Annotated in this window: 25 protein-coding genes; 1 reads left to right on the forward strand and 24 read right to left on the reverse strand. The window is 38.9% G+C overall.

Annotated features, from left to right (window positions below):
* Nucleotides 1-542: 542 nt before the first annotated feature.
* Nucleotides 543-2,357, forward strand: a complete 1,815-nt coding sequence (locus tag ACHLI0_RS11095) for a MutS family DNA mismatch repair protein (protein ID WP_490749180.1) — start codon at nucleotides 543-545, stop codon at nucleotides 2,355-2,357.
* Nucleotides 2,358-2,547: 190 nt separating this feature from the next.
* Here the strand turns inward: ACHLI0_RS11095 and ACHLI0_RS11100 are convergent, their stop codons facing one another.
* The 24 genes from ACHLI0_RS11100 to rplP form a co-directional block, all read right to left on the reverse strand.
* Nucleotides 2,548-3,087: a DUF8460 domain-containing protein gene (locus ACHLI0_RS11100; RefSeq protein WP_008765432.1), complete on the reverse strand. Its 540-nt coding sequence runs from the start codon at nucleotides 3,085-3,087 to the stop codon at nucleotides 2,548-2,550.
* A gap of 106 nt (nucleotides 3,088-3,193) precedes the next feature.
* On the reverse strand, nucleotides 3,194-3,589 hold the full coding sequence (locus ACHLI0_RS11105; protein ID WP_490749181.1) for a hypothetical protein: 396 nt from the start codon (nucleotides 3,587-3,589) through the stop codon (nucleotides 3,194-3,196).
* Nucleotides 3,590-3,736: 147 nt separating this feature from the next.
* Nucleotides 3,737-4,228: a 50S ribosomal protein L17 gene (rplQ, locus tag ACHLI0_RS11110; protein ID WP_008762052.1), complete on the reverse strand. Its 492-nt coding sequence runs from the start codon at nucleotides 4,226-4,228 to the stop codon at nucleotides 3,737-3,739.
* Between the two features lie 3 nt (nucleotides 4,229-4,231).
* Nucleotides 4,232-5,224 (reverse strand): DNA-directed RNA polymerase subunit alpha, encoded by a 993-nt coding sequence (locus ACHLI0_RS11115; RefSeq protein ID WP_008762051.1) that lies wholly within the window; start codon nucleotides 5,222-5,224, stop codon nucleotides 4,232-4,234.
* 11 nt (nucleotides 5,225-5,235) lie between these two features.
* Nucleotides 5,236-5,841, reverse strand: a complete 606-nt coding sequence (rpsD, locus tag ACHLI0_RS11120) for a 30S ribosomal protein S4 (protein ID WP_008762050.1) — start codon at nucleotides 5,839-5,841, stop codon at nucleotides 5,236-5,238.
* 116 nt (nucleotides 5,842-5,957) lie between these two features.
* Entirely contained in the window at nucleotides 5,958-6,347 is a 390-nt protein-coding gene (gene rpsK, locus ACHLI0_RS11125; RefSeq protein ID WP_004296327.1) for a 30S ribosomal protein S11, read from the reverse strand.
* An 11-nt stretch (nucleotides 6,348-6,358) separates the two neighbouring features.
* Nucleotides 6,359-6,739: a 30S ribosomal protein S13 gene (gene rpsM, locus ACHLI0_RS11130; RefSeq protein ID WP_004296328.1), complete on the reverse strand. Its 381-nt coding sequence runs from the start codon at nucleotides 6,737-6,739 to the stop codon at nucleotides 6,359-6,361.
* A gap of 33 nt (nucleotides 6,740-6,772) precedes the next feature.
* On the reverse strand, nucleotides 6,773-6,889 hold the full coding sequence (gene ykgO / locus ACHLI0_RS11135) for a type B 50S ribosomal protein L36 (protein ID WP_002558051.1): 117 nt from the start codon (nucleotides 6,887-6,889) through the stop codon (nucleotides 6,773-6,775).
* A gap of 9 nt (nucleotides 6,890-6,898) precedes the next feature.
* The gene (gene infA / locus ACHLI0_RS11140) at nucleotides 6,899-7,117 is read right to left on the reverse strand and encodes a translation initiation factor IF-1 (protein WP_002558052.1); all 219 of its coding nucleotides are present in this window, start codon (nucleotides 7,115-7,117) and stop codon (nucleotides 6,899-6,901) included.
* Nucleotide 7,118: 1 nt separating this feature from the next.
* Entirely contained in the window at nucleotides 7,119-7,916 is a 798-nt protein-coding gene (gene map, locus ACHLI0_RS11145; RefSeq protein WP_055221657.1) for a type I methionyl aminopeptidase, read from the reverse strand.
* 15 nt (nucleotides 7,917-7,931) lie between these two features.
* Nucleotides 7,932-9,275 (reverse strand): preprotein translocase subunit SecY, encoded by a 1,344-nt coding sequence (secY, locus tag ACHLI0_RS11150; RefSeq protein WP_008762047.1) that lies wholly within the window; start codon nucleotides 9,273-9,275, stop codon nucleotides 7,932-7,934.
* A gap of 4 nt (nucleotides 9,276-9,279) precedes the next feature.
* A complete protein-coding gene (gene rplO / locus ACHLI0_RS11155; RefSeq protein WP_008762046.1) occupies nucleotides 9,280-9,726 on the reverse strand; it encodes a 50S ribosomal protein L15 in 447 nt (148 codons plus the stop codon).
* A gap of 31 nt (nucleotides 9,727-9,757) precedes the next feature.
* Complete coding sequence (rpmD, locus tag ACHLI0_RS11160) at nucleotides 9,758-9,934, reverse strand: 50S ribosomal protein L30 (protein WP_004296332.1); 177 nt, start codon at nucleotides 9,932-9,934, stop codon at nucleotides 9,758-9,760.
* Nucleotides 9,935-9,943: 9 nt separating this feature from the next.
* Nucleotides 9,944-10,462 (reverse strand): 30S ribosomal protein S5, encoded by a 519-nt coding sequence (rpsE, locus tag ACHLI0_RS11165; protein ID WP_008762045.1) that lies wholly within the window; start codon nucleotides 10,460-10,462, stop codon nucleotides 9,944-9,946.
* Nucleotides 10,463-10,467: 5 nt separating this feature from the next.
* Nucleotides 10,468-10,812: a 50S ribosomal protein L18 gene (rplR, locus tag ACHLI0_RS11170; protein ID WP_008765430.1), complete on the reverse strand. Its 345-nt coding sequence runs from the start codon at nucleotides 10,810-10,812 to the stop codon at nucleotides 10,468-10,470.
* Between the two features lie 21 nt (nucleotides 10,813-10,833).
* Nucleotides 10,834-11,403 (reverse strand): 50S ribosomal protein L6, encoded by a 570-nt coding sequence (rplF, locus tag ACHLI0_RS11175; protein WP_008765429.1) that lies wholly within the window; start codon nucleotides 11,401-11,403, stop codon nucleotides 10,834-10,836.
* 17 nt (nucleotides 11,404-11,420) lie between these two features.
* The gene (rpsH, locus tag ACHLI0_RS11180) at nucleotides 11,421-11,816 is read right to left on the reverse strand and encodes a 30S ribosomal protein S8 (RefSeq protein WP_008762043.1); all 396 of its coding nucleotides are present in this window, start codon (nucleotides 11,814-11,816) and stop codon (nucleotides 11,421-11,423) included.
* A 52-nt stretch (nucleotides 11,817-11,868) separates the two neighbouring features.
* The gene (gene rpsN / locus ACHLI0_RS11185) at nucleotides 11,869-12,168 is read right to left on the reverse strand and encodes a 30S ribosomal protein S14 (protein ID WP_008762042.1); all 300 of its coding nucleotides are present in this window, start codon (nucleotides 12,166-12,168) and stop codon (nucleotides 11,869-11,871) included.
* Nucleotides 12,169-12,174: 6 nt separating this feature from the next.
* A complete protein-coding gene (gene rplE / locus ACHLI0_RS11190; RefSeq protein ID WP_005675434.1) occupies nucleotides 12,175-12,732 on the reverse strand; it encodes a 50S ribosomal protein L5 in 558 nt (185 codons plus the stop codon).
* Nucleotides 12,733-12,734: 2 nt separating this feature from the next.
* Complete coding sequence (gene rplX, locus ACHLI0_RS11195; RefSeq protein ID WP_008762041.1) at nucleotides 12,735-13,052, reverse strand: 50S ribosomal protein L24; 318 nt, start codon at nucleotides 13,050-13,052, stop codon at nucleotides 12,735-12,737.
* 20 nt (nucleotides 13,053-13,072) lie between these two features.
* Nucleotides 13,073-13,438 carry a 50S ribosomal protein L14 gene (gene rplN, locus ACHLI0_RS11200; protein WP_004296340.1) on the reverse strand — a complete coding sequence of 122 codons (366 nt, stop codon included), beginning with the start codon at nucleotides 13,436-13,438 and terminating at the stop codon, nucleotides 13,073-13,075.
* A gap of 2 nt (nucleotides 13,439-13,440) precedes the next feature.
* Entirely contained in the window at nucleotides 13,441-13,710 is a 270-nt protein-coding gene (gene rpsQ, locus ACHLI0_RS11205; protein WP_008762040.1) for a 30S ribosomal protein S17, read from the reverse strand.
* A complete protein-coding gene (gene rpmC, locus ACHLI0_RS11210; protein WP_008762039.1) occupies nucleotides 13,707-13,904 on the reverse strand; it encodes a 50S ribosomal protein L29 in 198 nt (65 codons plus the stop codon). The genes rpsQ and rpmC overlap by 4 nt, the downstream gene beginning before the upstream one ends.
* Before the next feature lie 5 nt (nucleotides 13,905-13,909).
* Nucleotides 13,910-14,344, reverse strand: coding sequence for a 50S ribosomal protein L16 (gene rplP, locus ACHLI0_RS11215; RefSeq protein ID WP_002558067.1), 435 nt, complete (start codon nucleotides 14,342-14,344; stop codon nucleotides 13,910-13,912).
* Between the last annotated feature and the right edge of the window lie 13 nt (nucleotides 14,345-14,357).

Raw genomic sequence — 14,357 nt, forward strand, 5'->3', positions numbered from 1 at the left:
AAACTATTGAGCTCACATACGTGATCCGAACAGATCACGGACGTGAAACGAAAATATGAAACGGACAAAATATATTAGCCAAACCTTGTTTGCAGGTTAAGGTTGCCGAGCTTTGTCTTAATATAGGCGGCATACAGGAAGTAATATATGGCATAAACAACGTACACCCATGCCTAAAAGGGAGTTTTTAACATAAATAGGCAAAGGCTTTAAAACAGTACACTCACCACTGATAATCAGCAAATTAATCGTATTATCTATTAAAAACAGGTGATAATAGAAAGCAGAAAAAAATCTATTATCACCGGCTATTATCACCATTACTTAACTAATTATAAGACACTTATCACACAAAGGTGACAAGTGACAATAACAAAGTGTGTTTATTTCCTATGTAACTTTGCTCTAAACCATCACAACTTACTTCATCACCGATTACTGAATGACCGTTAATAAAGAGTAAATCTGCTCTTTACAAAAACACGCTCCCATTCAGCCTTTTACGAATTATATTACCTTTGTCCGAAAAGCAATATAATCGTATGGAAAAACAAGAAAATATTATAGCAACCTATCAACAGATCATTCAGGAAACAGAACAACAACTACAAAAAGCGCGGAAACGCATTCGCTATATCAGCCTTCTGAGACTGATCTTATTCGTAGAAGCAGTAGCCTCCGCCGTTATTTTTTGGTCCGATGGATGGTTAAAACTCATCGTACTTACCGTACTTCCCATCATCGCTTTCATTTGGCTGGTGCAAAGCCACAACCGATGGTTTTACCGGAAAGATTATCTCAAAAAGAAAATAGAAATCAATCAGCAGGAACTACGAGCACTGCAATATGACTTTTCCGACTTCGACAACGGAAAGGAATACATCGATCCGTCTCACCTCTATACTTTCGACTTGGACATATTTGGCGAGCACTCGCTATTCCAGTATATCAACCGTACTTCAACCCCCATTGGCAAACAGCGTCTTGCCAACTGGTTCAATGCGCATCTGGAAGAAAAGGAAGCTATCGAACAACGTCAGGAAGCGATTCGGGAACTATCCTCAGAACTTGAGTTTCGGCAACAATTCCGCCTGCTCGGATTACTTTATAAAGGCAAGCCATCCGACACCTCTGAAATTAAAGAATGGGTAAACAGTCCGAGCGACTATCGGAAACACGCTTTCCTCCGTATCCTCCCGACAGCAGTAGGTATTATCAACCTCCTGTGTATTGGCGCAACGATTCTGGGATTTCTCCCTGCAAGCATCAGTGGGATAGTATTTGCGTGCTTTGTCGTATTCAGTTTTATCTTCTCAAAAGGAATAACCAAAATACAAGCGACGTATGGCGAAAAACTACAAATTCTGTCTACTTACGCCGACCAGATTCTCATCACCGAGAAAAAAGAGATGCACAGCCCTGCACTGCAACAACTGAAAGCCGAACTTACAAGCCAAAATCAAACAGCTTCCCAGTCCGTACACCGCCTGGCTAAACTCATGAATGCACTTGACCAACGAGGCAACCTGCTAATGAGCACCATCTTAAACGGCCTCTTATTTTGGGAACTCCGCCAGGTCATGCAAATCGAGAAATGGAAAGAAGCACACTCCGCAGACCTCCCCCGCTGGATTGAAGCTATCGGAGCAATCGATGCTTATTGTTCTCTTGCAACATTCTCATACAACCATCCGGATTACATCTATCCTCAAATAACTTCTCAGTCTTTCCACCTGCAAGCCGAAGCCTTAGGGCATCCGCTCATGGATCGCAATAAATGTGTCCGCAATGGAATCGATATGGAGAAACGCCCGTTCTTTATCATTATTACCGGCGCCAACATGGCAGGAAAAAGTACTTACCTGCGCACCGTAGGTGTTAACTATCTCTTAGCTTGCATTGGTGCTCCTGTATGGGCTTCGAAAATGGAAATATTTCCCGCTCATCTTGTCACCAGCCTCCGGACAAGTGATTCACTCACCGACAACGAATCTTACTTCTTTGCCGAACTCAAACGACTAAAACTAATCATTGATAAGCTCAAAGCCGGAGAAGATTTATTTATCATCCTTGATGAAATCCTGAAAGGAACTAACTCGATGGACAAACAGAAAGGTTCTTTTGCCTTGATCAAACAATTTATGAGCATGGACGCCAATGGCATTATCGCTACTCATGACTTGCTGTTAGGCACACTAATAGATGCTTTTCCACAAAATATCCGGAATTATTGTTTCGAAGCGGACATTACCAACAACGAACTGACATTCTCATACCAGATGAGAAGCGGAGTCGCACAGAACATGAATGCGTGCTTCTTAATGAAAAAAATGGGGATTGCCGTCATCGACGGTTAATCCCCATATGTCAGTTATTCCTTAAAGCCTGCTTGTATCTAAGCTATTAAGACATGGAAGTGCGATATTCAGTAATTATCAATCCATTATCCATTTATCCCTGCATTCCCGCACTTCACGATCTTAGAAATGGTCTTCTGATGGATGACAGTCCGCCATCAACATGAATACCATTTGACATTAAGCACCTTTAATTCAATTGACTTTTAGTCAGAAACGCAGCAACAGCTGCAGCTGCATCATTGGTAAAATAATGCACAGCAGTCACCGGCTGATATGTATAAGGTACAAACTGGAATAGCTGTACAGCTGCAAATTTATTATCAGCAGATAGTATCACGTCCATACGTATATTACCACTTGCCTCACTCTTAATCTTTGAATCCGCAGAAAATGAACCGGAATTAACAAGATCAGTCAGCTTGTCCATATGCTTCAGATCAAAGAAAATACTACGTTCCTTCGCAATGCTTCCTGTCGGTACATAGACTACTTCCTTTGACTTCCAAAAAAGCCGGAAAATACCTAAAAGGAACAATCCTGTCCCAAAGACCATCAGAGCCATACTGACAGTAGACGATTTATCTTCCAGTTCAAAAGTAGAAGCAAAAGATAAAATACCAATCAGTAACATTACACAAGAAATTAAAAGACCGGAGATACTCGTACGTTTAGCGATATCGGGATGTGAAGATGCAAATATAGTAGCATCAATAGCTTGAGTTGCCATAATATTGAAGTTTAAATTATTAGTAAAAATATGAAGATAATAAAGACTGACCGGCACTATATAATTAACGCCAGCAATCTGGAAAATAATACCAATAAATAAACGTCTAAATAATAATATGCCTTAAAGTAAATACATAGTATTCACTTGCAGGCTGGCAATAATAGGAAGTTGTAGTATTATAAATCCTTCCCCAATGCTGTGACAGTGAGTTATCACGATCTGCACAACATTGCAGCACATTTCTCAGAGAAGTGAAGTATTCACCGATTTGTACACGTTGGATACGCGTCACCGATATCTGATGGCTTTGCAAATTGGTTAATTCAGCCACAGGAAGATAAGGAGATTCAGGAGCATTGATCTGCCCTTGCGGTCTCATAGAATATGTAACAGCATGCTCTGGTTGTTCCACCTGTTTTTCAGTGAAAACATTGCCTGCGACCCCATGAAGGGCAACTGCCAGCAACAGAAACAATATTACCTTTACAAATTTTGCCATATTCTCCTGCAAATATAACAGATAATTCTTATGAAAAGTTCATTCGGTAAATCTTTTAATGTATCTTAGGATAACTAAAATATAAGGATACAAAAAAGGCTACCCGTATGAGTAGCCTTTTTTATATGTATAAGAATAACTGTAAAATTATTCAGCTGATTCAGCTTTTGGTTCTTCAGTTGCAGGAGCTTCAACAGCAGCAGGAGCAGCAGCTTCAGCACTCTTCTTAGAACGACGAGTACGAGTAGCTTTCTTAGCAACTTTTTCTTTAGCCATGTTTTCATTGTAGTCAACCAACTCAATGAAACACATTTCTGCATTGTCACCTAAACGGTTACCAGTCTTGATGATACGAGTATAACCACCCGGACGGTCAGCAATCTTAACCGAGATTTCTTTGAACAATTCTGTTACTGCAATCTTATCTTGCAGGTTGCTAAATACAACACGACGAGAATTCGTAGTATCTTCTTTAGACTTTGTAATCAAAGGCTCAACAAACTTCTTCAAAGCTTTAGCCTTTGCCACAGTCGTAGTGATTCTTTTGTGCTTGATCAAGGAGCAAGCCATGTTAGATAACATAGCGCTTCTGTGAGAAGCAGTACGACCTAAATGATTGAATTTTTTATTATGTCTCATTTTTTATTCTTTATCTAATTTATATTTAGAAATGTCGGTTCCAAACGATAGATTCAGACTTTCCAGCAAATCATCAAGCTCGGTAAGCGATTTCTTTCCGAAGTTTCTGAACTTCAACAGGTCAGTTTTGTTGAATTGTACCAAGTCGCCGAGAGTTTCTACATCAGCAGCCTTCAAACAGTTGAGGGCACGAACTGACAAGTCCATATCAACAAGCTTAGTCTTCAACAGCTGACGCATATGCAATACTTCTTCGTCAAACTCTTCATTGCCATCAGTATCGTTACTTTCAAGCGTGATCTTCTCGTCAGAGAACAACATGAAGTGGTAGATCAGAATTTTTGCAGCTTCTTTCAGCGCTTCCTTCGGGTGTATAGAACCGTCGGTACTAATCTCAAGCACTAGCTTTTCGTAGTCAGTCTTCTGTTCTACACGGAAGTTTTCTACAGCATACTTGACATTACGTATCGGTGTATAAATAGAGTCGATTGGAATTACATTAACATCCGTGCAATATTCGCGATTTTCATCAGCAGGAACATATCCACGACCCTTGTTAATAGTAATATCAATCTGCATAGTTGCCTTAGAATCTAAATGACAAATAACTAATTCCGGATTTAACACTTCAAATCCAGTCAAATACTTACCTATGTCACCTGCTTTAAATTCACTTGAATTCTCGACAGTGATGCTCACTTTTTCGCTCTCGAATTCTTCAACTACTTGCTTGAATCTCACTTGTTTCAGATTCAAGATAATGTTGGTAACATCCTCTTTTACTCCAGGTACACTAGAAAATTCATGCTCCACACCATCTATTCTGATGGTAGTGATAGCAAAACCCTCTAATGAAGAGAGCAGGATACGGCGTAATGCATTACCTACGGTAATACCAAACCCCGGTTCCAACGGACGAAATTCGAATTTACCGAATCTGGAGTCCGCCTCCAACATTAATACTTTATCAGGTTTTTGAAATGCTAATATCGCCATGAAATTAATTATTATTTAGAATACAATTCAACGATCAAATGTTCTTTAATGTTCTCAGGAATGTCTGCTCTTTCAGGTATATGCAACATTTTACCAACCTTAGAAGTTTCATCCCACTCCAACCAAGCGTATTTGCTGTGATTGAAACCTGCAAGAGAGTTAGCAATTACTTCCAAAGATTTAGATCTTTCACGAACACCAATCAATTGTCCTGGTTTTACTGCGAATGAAGGAATGTTTACCACTTCACCATCTACAGTAATATGCTTGTGACTAACCAACTGACGAGCAGCAGCACGTGTAGGAGCAATACCCAAACGGAATACTACGTTGTCAAGACGGCCTTCCAGCAATTGAAGAAGCACCTCACCGGTAATACCTTTAGCGGTAGCGGCTTTTTCAAACAAATTGCGGAATTGTTTTTCTAAAACTCCATAAGTGTATTTCGCTTTCTGCTTTTCACGAAGTTGCACACCATATTCAGAAGTTTTTCTTTTTCTTGAATTTCCGTGTTGTCCGGGAGGATAGTTCTTCTTTGACAAAACTTTATCAGCTCCAAAGATGCCTTCACCGAATTTACGGGCTATTCTTGATTTTGGTCCAGTATATCTAGCCATTTCTTTTAAATATTTAATTGTTTATTCATGAACTCAATTTGTTGCAGCCGCGATTGCAGAGAAGAAATTATTGCAATCCAAAAACAAAATCAAGATCATTTTAAGTTAAAGGTAAATTAAACTCTACGTCTTTTCGGAGGACGACAACCATTATGTGGAAGCGGAGTTACGTCGATGATCTCTGTAACCTCAATACCAGCTCCGTGGATAGTTCTAATAGCAGACTCACGTCCGTTACCTGGACCCTTCACATATGCTTTTACCTTTCTCAGGCCAAGATCAAATGCAATTTTTGCACAATCCTGGGCAGCCATCTGAGCTGCATAAGGAGTATTCTTTTTTGAACCTCTAAATCCCATCTTTCCTGCAGATGACCAAGAGATAATCTGCCCTTCACTGTTTGCAAGAGAAACAATAATATTGTTGAAAGATGAATGAACGTGTAACTGTCCATTAGCGTCTACTTTCACATTTCTCTTCTTAGCTGCAACTGTTTTTTTTGCCATATCAACAATTATTATTTAGTAGCTTTTTTCTTATTAGCAACGGTTTTCTTTCTACCCTTACGAGTACGTGCATTGTTCTTAGTGCTCTGACCTCTAACCGGCAGACCAATACGATGACGTACACCACGGTAACAACCAATATCCATTAATCGCTTAATGTTCAATTGGATTTCAGAACGAAGATCACCTTCTACTTTATACTCTGCACCGATAATCTCACGAATCTTAGCAGCTTGATCATCTGTCCAGTCTTTAACCTTCAGATCTTTATCTACACCAGCTTTATCTAAAATTTTTGCTGAACTACTGCGACCTATTCCATATACATAGGTCAACGCAATTTCACCTCTCTTATTCTGAGGTAAATCTACACCAACTATTCTTATAGCCATATACTAAATTATTTTTTTTGCAAAAATAACAAATTATCCTTGACGTTGTTTATACTTAGGATTTTTCTTGTTAATAACATACAAACGGCCATTACGTCTAACGATCTTACATTCTGGCGTGCGTTTCTTTAATGATGCTCTTACTTTCATATCTTAATTTTATTTATATCTAAACACAATTCTTCCTTTCGATAAGTCGTAAGGAGACATTTCGACTCTCACTTTATCTCCCGGCAAGATCTTGATGTAATGCATACGCATCTTACCTGAAATATGTGCAGTAATCTCATGTCCGTTTTCTAATTCAACACGAAACATTGCATTAGACAATGCTTCAACTATAACTCCATCTTGTTCTATTGCAGATTGCTTTGCCATATTATATTGCTTTATCTCCTAAAACTTCTTCTATGAATTTGAATGAAGACAAAATATCAGCCTCACCAGCTCCAACAGCTACCGTATGTTCAAAGTGCGCAGCACATTTACGATCTCTGGTCCTCACAGTCCATCCGTCACCTTCCATAATCACTTGTCTGTCTCCCAACGTTATCATCGGCTCAATTGCAATGCAAAGACCTCTTTTCATCAAAGGACCATATCCTCGCTTACCATAATTAGGTACCTGGGGATCTTCATGCATTTCCTTACCGATGCCGTGACCGACAAACTCACGCACTACACCATAAGAATGAGACTCACAATATTGCTGAATAGCATATCCGATATCTCCGATTCTTTTTCCGTGTACTGCATTCTGAATACCGATATATAACGCTTCTTTAGTTACCTTCAACAAGTTACGAATTTCTTCGTCTACCTCTCCTACACAAAAAGTATAAGCAGAATCTCCACAAAAACCATTCATATAAGTTCCGCAATCCACAGATACAATATCACCGTCTTTCAGAACAACATCCCCCGGGATACCATGTACTACCTGCTCATTTACAGAAGTACAAATGGATGCAGGAAACGGGTCTCCATATTGATTCGGGAATCCTTTAAAAGTTGGAGTTGCCCCATTATCTCTAATGAATTCTTCAGCAACTTTGTCCAACTCACGTGTAGTTACACCAGGTTTCACCACTTTAGCAACCTCAGCTAGAGTTCTACCGACAAGCAGGTTACTCTGACGGAGCAATTCTATTTCATCTTCTGTCTTAAGAAATATCATTTCTATTCTAAAGAATTAATATGCCGCTACACCAGCGCGTCCCTTAATACGACCTGATTTCAACAGACCATCATAATGTCTCATCAACAAATGACTTTCAACCTGTTGCAGTGTATCAAGAACAACACCTACAAGAATTAACAAAGATGTACCGCCGAAGAATTGAGCAAATCCAGCTTGAACCCCAAATATACCAGCAAAAGCAGGCATAATAGCAACCAATGCCAAGAAGAAAGAACCCGGTAAAGTAATACGAGACATGATATCGTCGATATACTCCGCTGTTTTCTTTCCCGGTTTGATACCAGGGATGAAACCATTATTTCTCTTCATATCCTCAGCCATCTGAGTCGGATTGATTGTAATTGCAGTATAGAAATACGTAAATAATATAATCATTACCGCAAAAACAAAATTATACCAGAAACTTGTATGATCTGTAAACGCATGCAAGAAACCGCCTGCGTTATTTACATTATTGGAAAAACCGATAAATGTAATTGGAATAAACATGATTGCCTGAGCAAAGATAATAGGCATTACACCAGCAGCATTCACCTTCAAAGGAATATACTGTCTTGCACCACCATATTGTTTATTACCTACAATTCTTTTAGCATACTGTACAGGAATCTTTCTTGTACCTTGTACCAACAGGATTGCAGCACCAATTACTAACAATAAGAATACGACTTCAATTATAAACATAATCAGACCACCACTCTTATTTGCTACTCTGGATACAACTTCTTGTATCAAAGCATCAGGGAAACGAGCGATAATACCGATCAGGATGATAAATGAAATACCGTTACCAATACCTTTATCAGTTATTCTTTCACCAAGCCACAAAATAAACATACTACCTGCTGCCAAAATAATGGTAGAGGTAACCATAAACAGAGTCCAATCTAATGAAGCATTTAAGGAAGGGCCAGCCTGCATTTTAAGATTGAGCAAATAAGAAGGGGCCTGAACTAACAATATAGCAATCGTCAGATAACGAGTATATTGATTCATTTTTCTTCTGCCGCTCTCACCTTCGCGCTGCAACTTCTGGAAATACGGCACAGCGATTCCCAATAGCTGAATAACGATAGATGCAGAGATATAAGGCATGATTCCTAATGCAAAAATAGAGGCATTAGAAAATGCTCCTCCAGAGAACATATTTAACAAGGCTAAAAGGCCTTCACTTGTTTGTTCGTGCAATTTTGCCAACATTGCCGGATTAATACCCGGTAATACGACATATGATCCGAAACGGTAAATTGCCACAAACAATATGGTGATGAGGATCCGCTGTCTCAGATCCTCAATCTTCCATATATTCTTTAATGTTTCAATAGCTTTTCTCATTGAATCAGAGTTTTACTACAGTTCCACCAGCAGCTTCAATAGCAGCAGCAGCACTCTTAGAGAATGCGTTAGCTTCTACTTCCAGCTTGTTAGTCAGAGCTCCGTTACCCAATACTTTAACCAATTGATTTGAAGAAATAAATCCTGCTTCAATAAAGTCGCTAATACCAACTTTTGTCAGATTCTTAGCGTCTGCAAGCGTCTGAATTGTATCCAAGTTGATAGCCTTATATTCTACACGATTGATATTCTTAAAACCAAATTTAGGTACTCGACGTTGAAGAGGCATCTGACCACCTTCAAAGCCAACTTTCTTAGAGTATCCAGATCTTGATTTAGCTCCTTTATGACCTCTTGTAGAAGTACCACCCAAGCCAGAACCGGCACCACGTCCTATTCTCTTTCTTGTCTTAGTAGATCCTTCTGCAGGTTTTAAATTACTTAAGTTCATATTGTAATTCGTTTTTTTATTCAACAAATAATTACTTAACAATGGCAACCAAGTGTTTTACTTTATCTACCATTCCAAGAATTGAAGGAGTGCTTTCGTGTTCAACCACGCGGTTCAGTTTGCGAAGTCCCAGTGCATCAAGAGTTCTTTTCTGATCAGCTGGAGCACCAATTCTACTTTTAACTTGTTTAATCTTTATAGTTGACATATCTCCTCCTTATCCTCTAAATACTTTTTCAACACTAATACCTCTGTTCTGAGCAATCATTCTTGCATCACGCATCTCACTCAAAGCTTCAATTGTAGCTTTAACAAGGTTGTGCGGATTTGAAGAACCTTTAGATTTTGCCAAAACGTCAGTAATACCAACACTTTCCAATACAGCACGCATAGCACCACCAGCTACTACACCGGTTCCGTGAGATGCAGGTTTGATGAATACTTCAGCACCACCAAATTTAGCTGATTGTTCATGAGGAACAGTACCTTTTAAAACAGGTACTTTCACCAGGTTCTTTTTAGCTGATTCTACGCCTTTAGCGATAGCAGCTGTTACTTCACCTGCTTTACCAAGTCCCCAACCGATAATACCTTCTTCGTTACCTACAACAACGATTGCAGAGAAACTAAAAGTTCTACCACCTTTGGTAACTTTAGTAACACGATTAATAGCAACCAATCTATCCTTCAGTTCTATATCGTTAGTAACCTTAACTCTATTATTAACTCCTGCCATAATGATTAAAATTTAAGTCCACCGTTACGAGCAGCATCAGCTACTTCTTTTACTCTCCCATGATACAAGTAACCATTACGGTCGAAAACAACAGTAGTTATACCTGCTTCCTGAGCCTTTTTAGCAATCATTTCACCAACTTTAGCAGCTTGTTCTTTCTTTGCGACTTTCTCAGCCATACCTAAAGAAGAAGCAGCAGCCAGTGTCTTACCAGAAAGATCATCGATAATCTGGACATAAATTTGCTTGTTACTTCTAAATACACTCATACGCGGACGTTCAGCAGTACCTGAAATCTTATTGCGTACTCTATATTTGATCTTAACTCGTCTTTCTATTTTTGTTGTCATAATAATCTAATTTTATATGATTTACTTAGCGCCGGCTGATTTACCAGACTTTCTACGAATTACTTCGCCAACAAACTTAATACCTTTACCCTTATATGGTTCAGGTTTACGGAAAGAACGTATTTTAGAGCAAACTTGACCAAGCAATTGTTTGTCACACGATTCCAATATAATAAGAGGGTTCTTATTTCTTTCAGACTTAGTTTCAACTTTCACCTCAGCAGGCAATTGAATGAAAATATTGTGTGTATAACCTAAAGCCAGTTCAATGATGTTACCTTGGTTAGAAGCACGGTAACCTACACCGACAAGTTCCAGTTCCTTTTTATATCCTTCAGACACGCCCACAACCATGTTATGAACTAAAGAACGATACAAACCGTGGAAAGCATGTTTTTGCTTCGGGTTATCAATCATTTCTTTTTCGTTTTCTGTTAAAGTCACGTGTCCGTCTTCAATGGCAACATTGATAGCAGGATTCACATATTGGCTAAGTTCGCCTTTGGGTCCCTTTACGGTAACCACATCATCCTTCAGAGTGACTGTCACTCCAGCAGGGATACTAATGGGTAATTTTCCTATTCTTGACATTGCTTATTCCTCCTAAATTAATATACGTAACACAAGACTTCACCACCGATTTTCAGTTCAGCAGCTTCTTTGTTAGTCATTACACCTTTGGAAGTAGATATTATAGCAATACCCAGCCCATTAATAACACGCGGCATATCTTTGTAACCAGTATACTTACGCATACCCGGAGAAGATACTCTTTCTAATTTTTTGATTGCGTTAACTTTGTTAACAGAATCATACTTCAAGGCAACCTTGATAGTTCCTTGAGGACCATCTTCTACAAACTTATAGTTAAGAATGTAGCCTTTTTCAAAAAGAATCTTAGTGATTTCTTTTTTCAAGTTCGAAGCGGGAACTTCTACAACTCTGTGCTTAGCACCAATTGCGTTCCGCAACCTCGTCAAATAATCTGCTATTGGATCAGTCATATAAAAATAAATTAAATTAATCAGGACTTCCCTGACAATATTTAAACAATAATTACCAGCTTGCTTTCTTTACGCCCGGGATCAGACCGTTAGATGCCATCTCACGGAACTGGATTCTTGAAATTCCGAACTGACGGATATAACCTTTTGGACGACCAGTCAGTTTGCAACGGTTGTGCATACGAATCGGATTTGAATTCTTAGGCAACTCTTGCAATTTCTGTGCAGCTTCAAAAGCATCGGCAGGTTCACCTGTTCTCACGATTTGCTTCAAAGCAGCTCTTTTCTCGGCGTATCTGGCTACTAATTTAGCACGCTTTACTTCACGTGCCTTCATTGATTCCTTTGCCATATTCTATTAATCTTTTTTAGCGTTTTTAAAAGGTAAACCGAATTCCTTCAACAAGGCATAACCTTCTTCATCTGTCTCCGCAGAGGTTACAAAGGTAATATTCATTCCGAGAATTCTTGTAATACTATCGATATTTATTTCAGGGAAAATGATTTGTTCCTGAATACCAAGGGTATAGTTACCTTTACCATCAAACTTACTTTCGATACCTTTGAAGTCACGAATACGAGGAAGAGCTACACGAACTAGTTTTTCCAAGAATTCATACATTCTCTCACGACGCAAAGTTACCATAACGCCAATCGGCATTTTTTTACGTAACTTAAAGTTTGCGATATCTTTACGAGAAATGGTAGCTACGGCCTTCTGACCAGTGATAGCTGTCATTTCATTGATTGCTACTTCAATAATCTTCTTATCAGCAACAGCCATACCTAAACCTTGATTGATAACAATCTTCTTAAGTACGGGTACCTGCATCGTTGAAGAATACTGGAATTGTGATTTCAATGCAGGTGCAATACGATCTGCATATTCTTTCTTTAGGCTAGCAGTATTACTCATTACTAAATCTCCTCTCCTGATTTTTTAGAATAACGCACTAAAGTTCCTTCAGAACTCTTTCTTCTCCCAATACGTGTTGCTTTACCAGTTTTTGGATCAACCGGGTTCAAGTTTGAAATGTGGATAGAAGCTTCTTGCTTCACAATACCACCCTGCGGATTCTTTGCATTCGGCTTAGTGCTCTTAGATACCATATTGATACCCTCAACGATTGCACGACCTTCTTTAACAAGAACCTTCAATACACGACCAGTTTTGCCCTTATCTTCGCCAGCATTTACGTAAACTGTATCGCCTTTTTTAATATGTAATTTACTCATTACTCAAATCTTTTACAAAATTAAAGTACCTCAGGCGCAAGTGACACAACCTTCATGTTTGTAGCACGAAGTTCTCTTGCTACAGGACCGAAAATACGACTTCCTCTAATTTCACCTGCATTATTAAGCAACACGCAAGCATTATCATCAAAACGTATATAAGAACCATCAGGACGACGGATTTCTTTCTTCGTACGTACAATCAAAGCCTTTGATACTGCACCTTTTTTAACATCACTCGAAGGGATAACACTCTTTACGGAAACTACAATAACATCTCCTACTGAAGCGTAACGACGACCTGTGCCACCCAATACACGGATACACAAAGCTTCTTTAGCTCCACTGTTATCACATACTGTAAGTCTGGATTCTACTTGTATCATAATTACTTAGCTCTTTCAATTATTTCTACTAATCTCCATCTTTTAGTCTTGCTCAAAGGACGAGTTTCCATGATGCGTACAGTATCACCGATATTGCATTCATTCTTTTCATCATGAGCATGGTACTTCTTCGTTTTACTAACGAACTTACCATATATAGGGTGTTTTTCTTTAAACTTGGCAGCAACTGTGATAGTTTTTTCCATCTTGTTGCTCAATACAACCCCTGTTCTTTCTTTTCTTAAATTTCTTGCTTCCATCAAGCTGATCATTTATTGTTAAGTTCTCTTTGGCGTAATTCTGTTTTCATACGCGCAATAGTCCTGCGTAATTGTTTGATTTGAGCAGGATTTTCCAAAGGAGAAATAGAATGATTGATAACCATCTGGTTATAATTAGCTGTTTCTGCCTCTACTCTTTCTACTAAATCATTAGTAGTCATTTCTTTAATTTCTGCAATTTTCATAAACCTTACGCATTTTGATTTTGAATATCATAATCACGTCTTACGACAAACTTCGTTGTAATAGGAAGCTTTTGAGCAGCTAAGCGCAATGCTTCTTTCGCGATTTCGTAAGATACTCCTTCAGCTTCAATAATGATTCTACCTGGAGTTACAGGAGCCACAAATCCCTCAGGAGCACCCTTACCTTTACCCATACGCACATCGGCAGGTTTTCTAGTAATTGGTTTATCCGGGAATATACGGATCCAGATCTGTCCTTGACGTTGCATATATCTTGTTACTGCAATACGAGCAGCTTCGATCTGACGGCCTGTAATCCATTTAGTTTCCAAAGCCTTAATGCCAAAAGAACCGAAAGCCAGCTGGTTGCCTCTCTGAGCATTACCTTTTGCACGGCCTTTTTGTTGTCTTCTGAATTTTGTCTTTTTCGGTTGTAACATAGTTTCCTAAAAT

The organism is Bacteroides sp. RCH18, assembly GCF_058231005.1.

Coding starts and splice junctions, on each gene's coding strand:
- ACHLI0_RS11095 (WP_490749180.1), top strand. CDS start 543: ATGGAAAAACAAGAAAATATTATAGCAACCTATCAACAGATCATTCAG.
- ACHLI0_RS11100 (WP_008765432.1), bottom strand. CDS start 3,087: ATGGCAACTCAAGCTATTGATGCTACTATATTTGCATCTTCACATCCC.
- ACHLI0_RS11105 (WP_490749181.1), bottom strand. CDS start 3,589: ATGGCAAAATTTGTAAAGGTAATATTGTTTCTGTTGCTGGCAGTTGCC.
- rplQ (WP_008762052.1), bottom strand. CDS start 4,228: ATGAGACATAATAAAAAATTCAATCATTTAGGTCGTACTGCTTCTCAC.
- ACHLI0_RS11115 (WP_008762051.1), bottom strand. CDS start 5,224: ATGGCGATATTAGCATTTCAAAAACCTGATAAAGTATTAATGTTGGAG.
- rpsD (WP_008762050.1), bottom strand. CDS start 5,841: ATGGCTAGATATACTGGACCAAAATCAAGAATAGCCCGTAAATTCGGT.
- rpsK (WP_004296327.1), bottom strand. CDS start 6,347: ATGGCAAAAAAAACAGTTGCAGCTAAGAAGAGAAATGTGAAAGTAGAC.
- rpsM (WP_004296328.1), bottom strand. CDS start 6,739: ATGGCTATAAGAATAGTTGGTGTAGATTTACCTCAGAATAAGAGAGGT.
- ykgO (WP_002558051.1), bottom strand. CDS start 6,889: ATGAAAGTAAGAGCATCATTAAAGAAACGCACGCCAGAATGTAAGATC.
- infA (WP_002558052.1), bottom strand. CDS start 7,117: ATGGCAAAGCAATCTGCAATAGAACAAGATGGAGTTATAGTTGAAGCA.
- map (WP_055221657.1), bottom strand. CDS start 7,916: ATGATATTTCTTAAGACAGAAGATGAAATAGAATTGCTCCGTCAGAGT.
- secY (WP_008762047.1), bottom strand. CDS start 9,275: ATGAGAAAAGCTATTGAAACATTAAAGAATATATGGAAGATTGAGGAT.
- rplO (WP_008762046.1), bottom strand. CDS start 9,726: ATGAACTTAAGTAATTTAAAACCTGCAGAAGGATCTACTAAGACAAGA.
- rpmD (WP_004296332.1), bottom strand. CDS start 9,934: ATGTCAACTATAAAGATTAAACAAGTTAAAAGTAGAATTGGTGCTCCA.
- rpsE (WP_008762045.1), bottom strand. CDS start 10,462: ATGGCAGGAGTTAATAATAGAGTTAAGGTTACTAACGATATAGAACTG.
- rplR (WP_008765430.1), bottom strand. CDS start 10,812: ATGACAACAAAAATAGAAAGACGAGTTAAGATCAAATATAGAGTACGC.
- rplF (WP_008765429.1), bottom strand. CDS start 11,403: ATGTCAAGAATAGGAAAATTACCCATTAGTATCCCTGCTGGAGTGACA.
- rpsH (WP_008762043.1), bottom strand. CDS start 11,816: ATGACTGATCCAATAGCAGATTATTTGACGAGGTTGCGGAACGCAATT.
- rpsN (WP_008762042.1), bottom strand. CDS start 12,168: ATGGCAAAGGAATCAATGAAGGCACGTGAAGTAAAGCGTGCTAAATTA.
- rplE (WP_005675434.1), bottom strand. CDS start 12,732: ATGAGTAATACTGCTAGCCTAAAGAAAGAATATGCAGATCGTATTGCA.
- rplX (WP_008762041.1), bottom strand. CDS start 13,052: ATGAGTAAATTACATATTAAAAAAGGCGATACAGTTTACGTAAATGCT.
- rplN (WP_004296340.1), bottom strand. CDS start 13,438: ATGATACAAGTAGAATCCAGACTTACAGTATGTGATAACAGTGGAGCT.
- rpsQ (WP_008762040.1), bottom strand. CDS start 13,710: ATGATCAGCTTGATGGAAGCAAGAAATTTAAGAAAAGAAAGAACAGGG.
- rpmC (WP_008762039.1), bottom strand. CDS start 13,904: ATGAAAATTGCAGAAATTAAAGAAATGACTACTAATGATTTAGTAGAA.
- rplP (WP_002558067.1), bottom strand. CDS start 14,344: ATGTTACAACCGAAAAAGACAAAATTCAGAAGACAACAAAAAGGCCGT.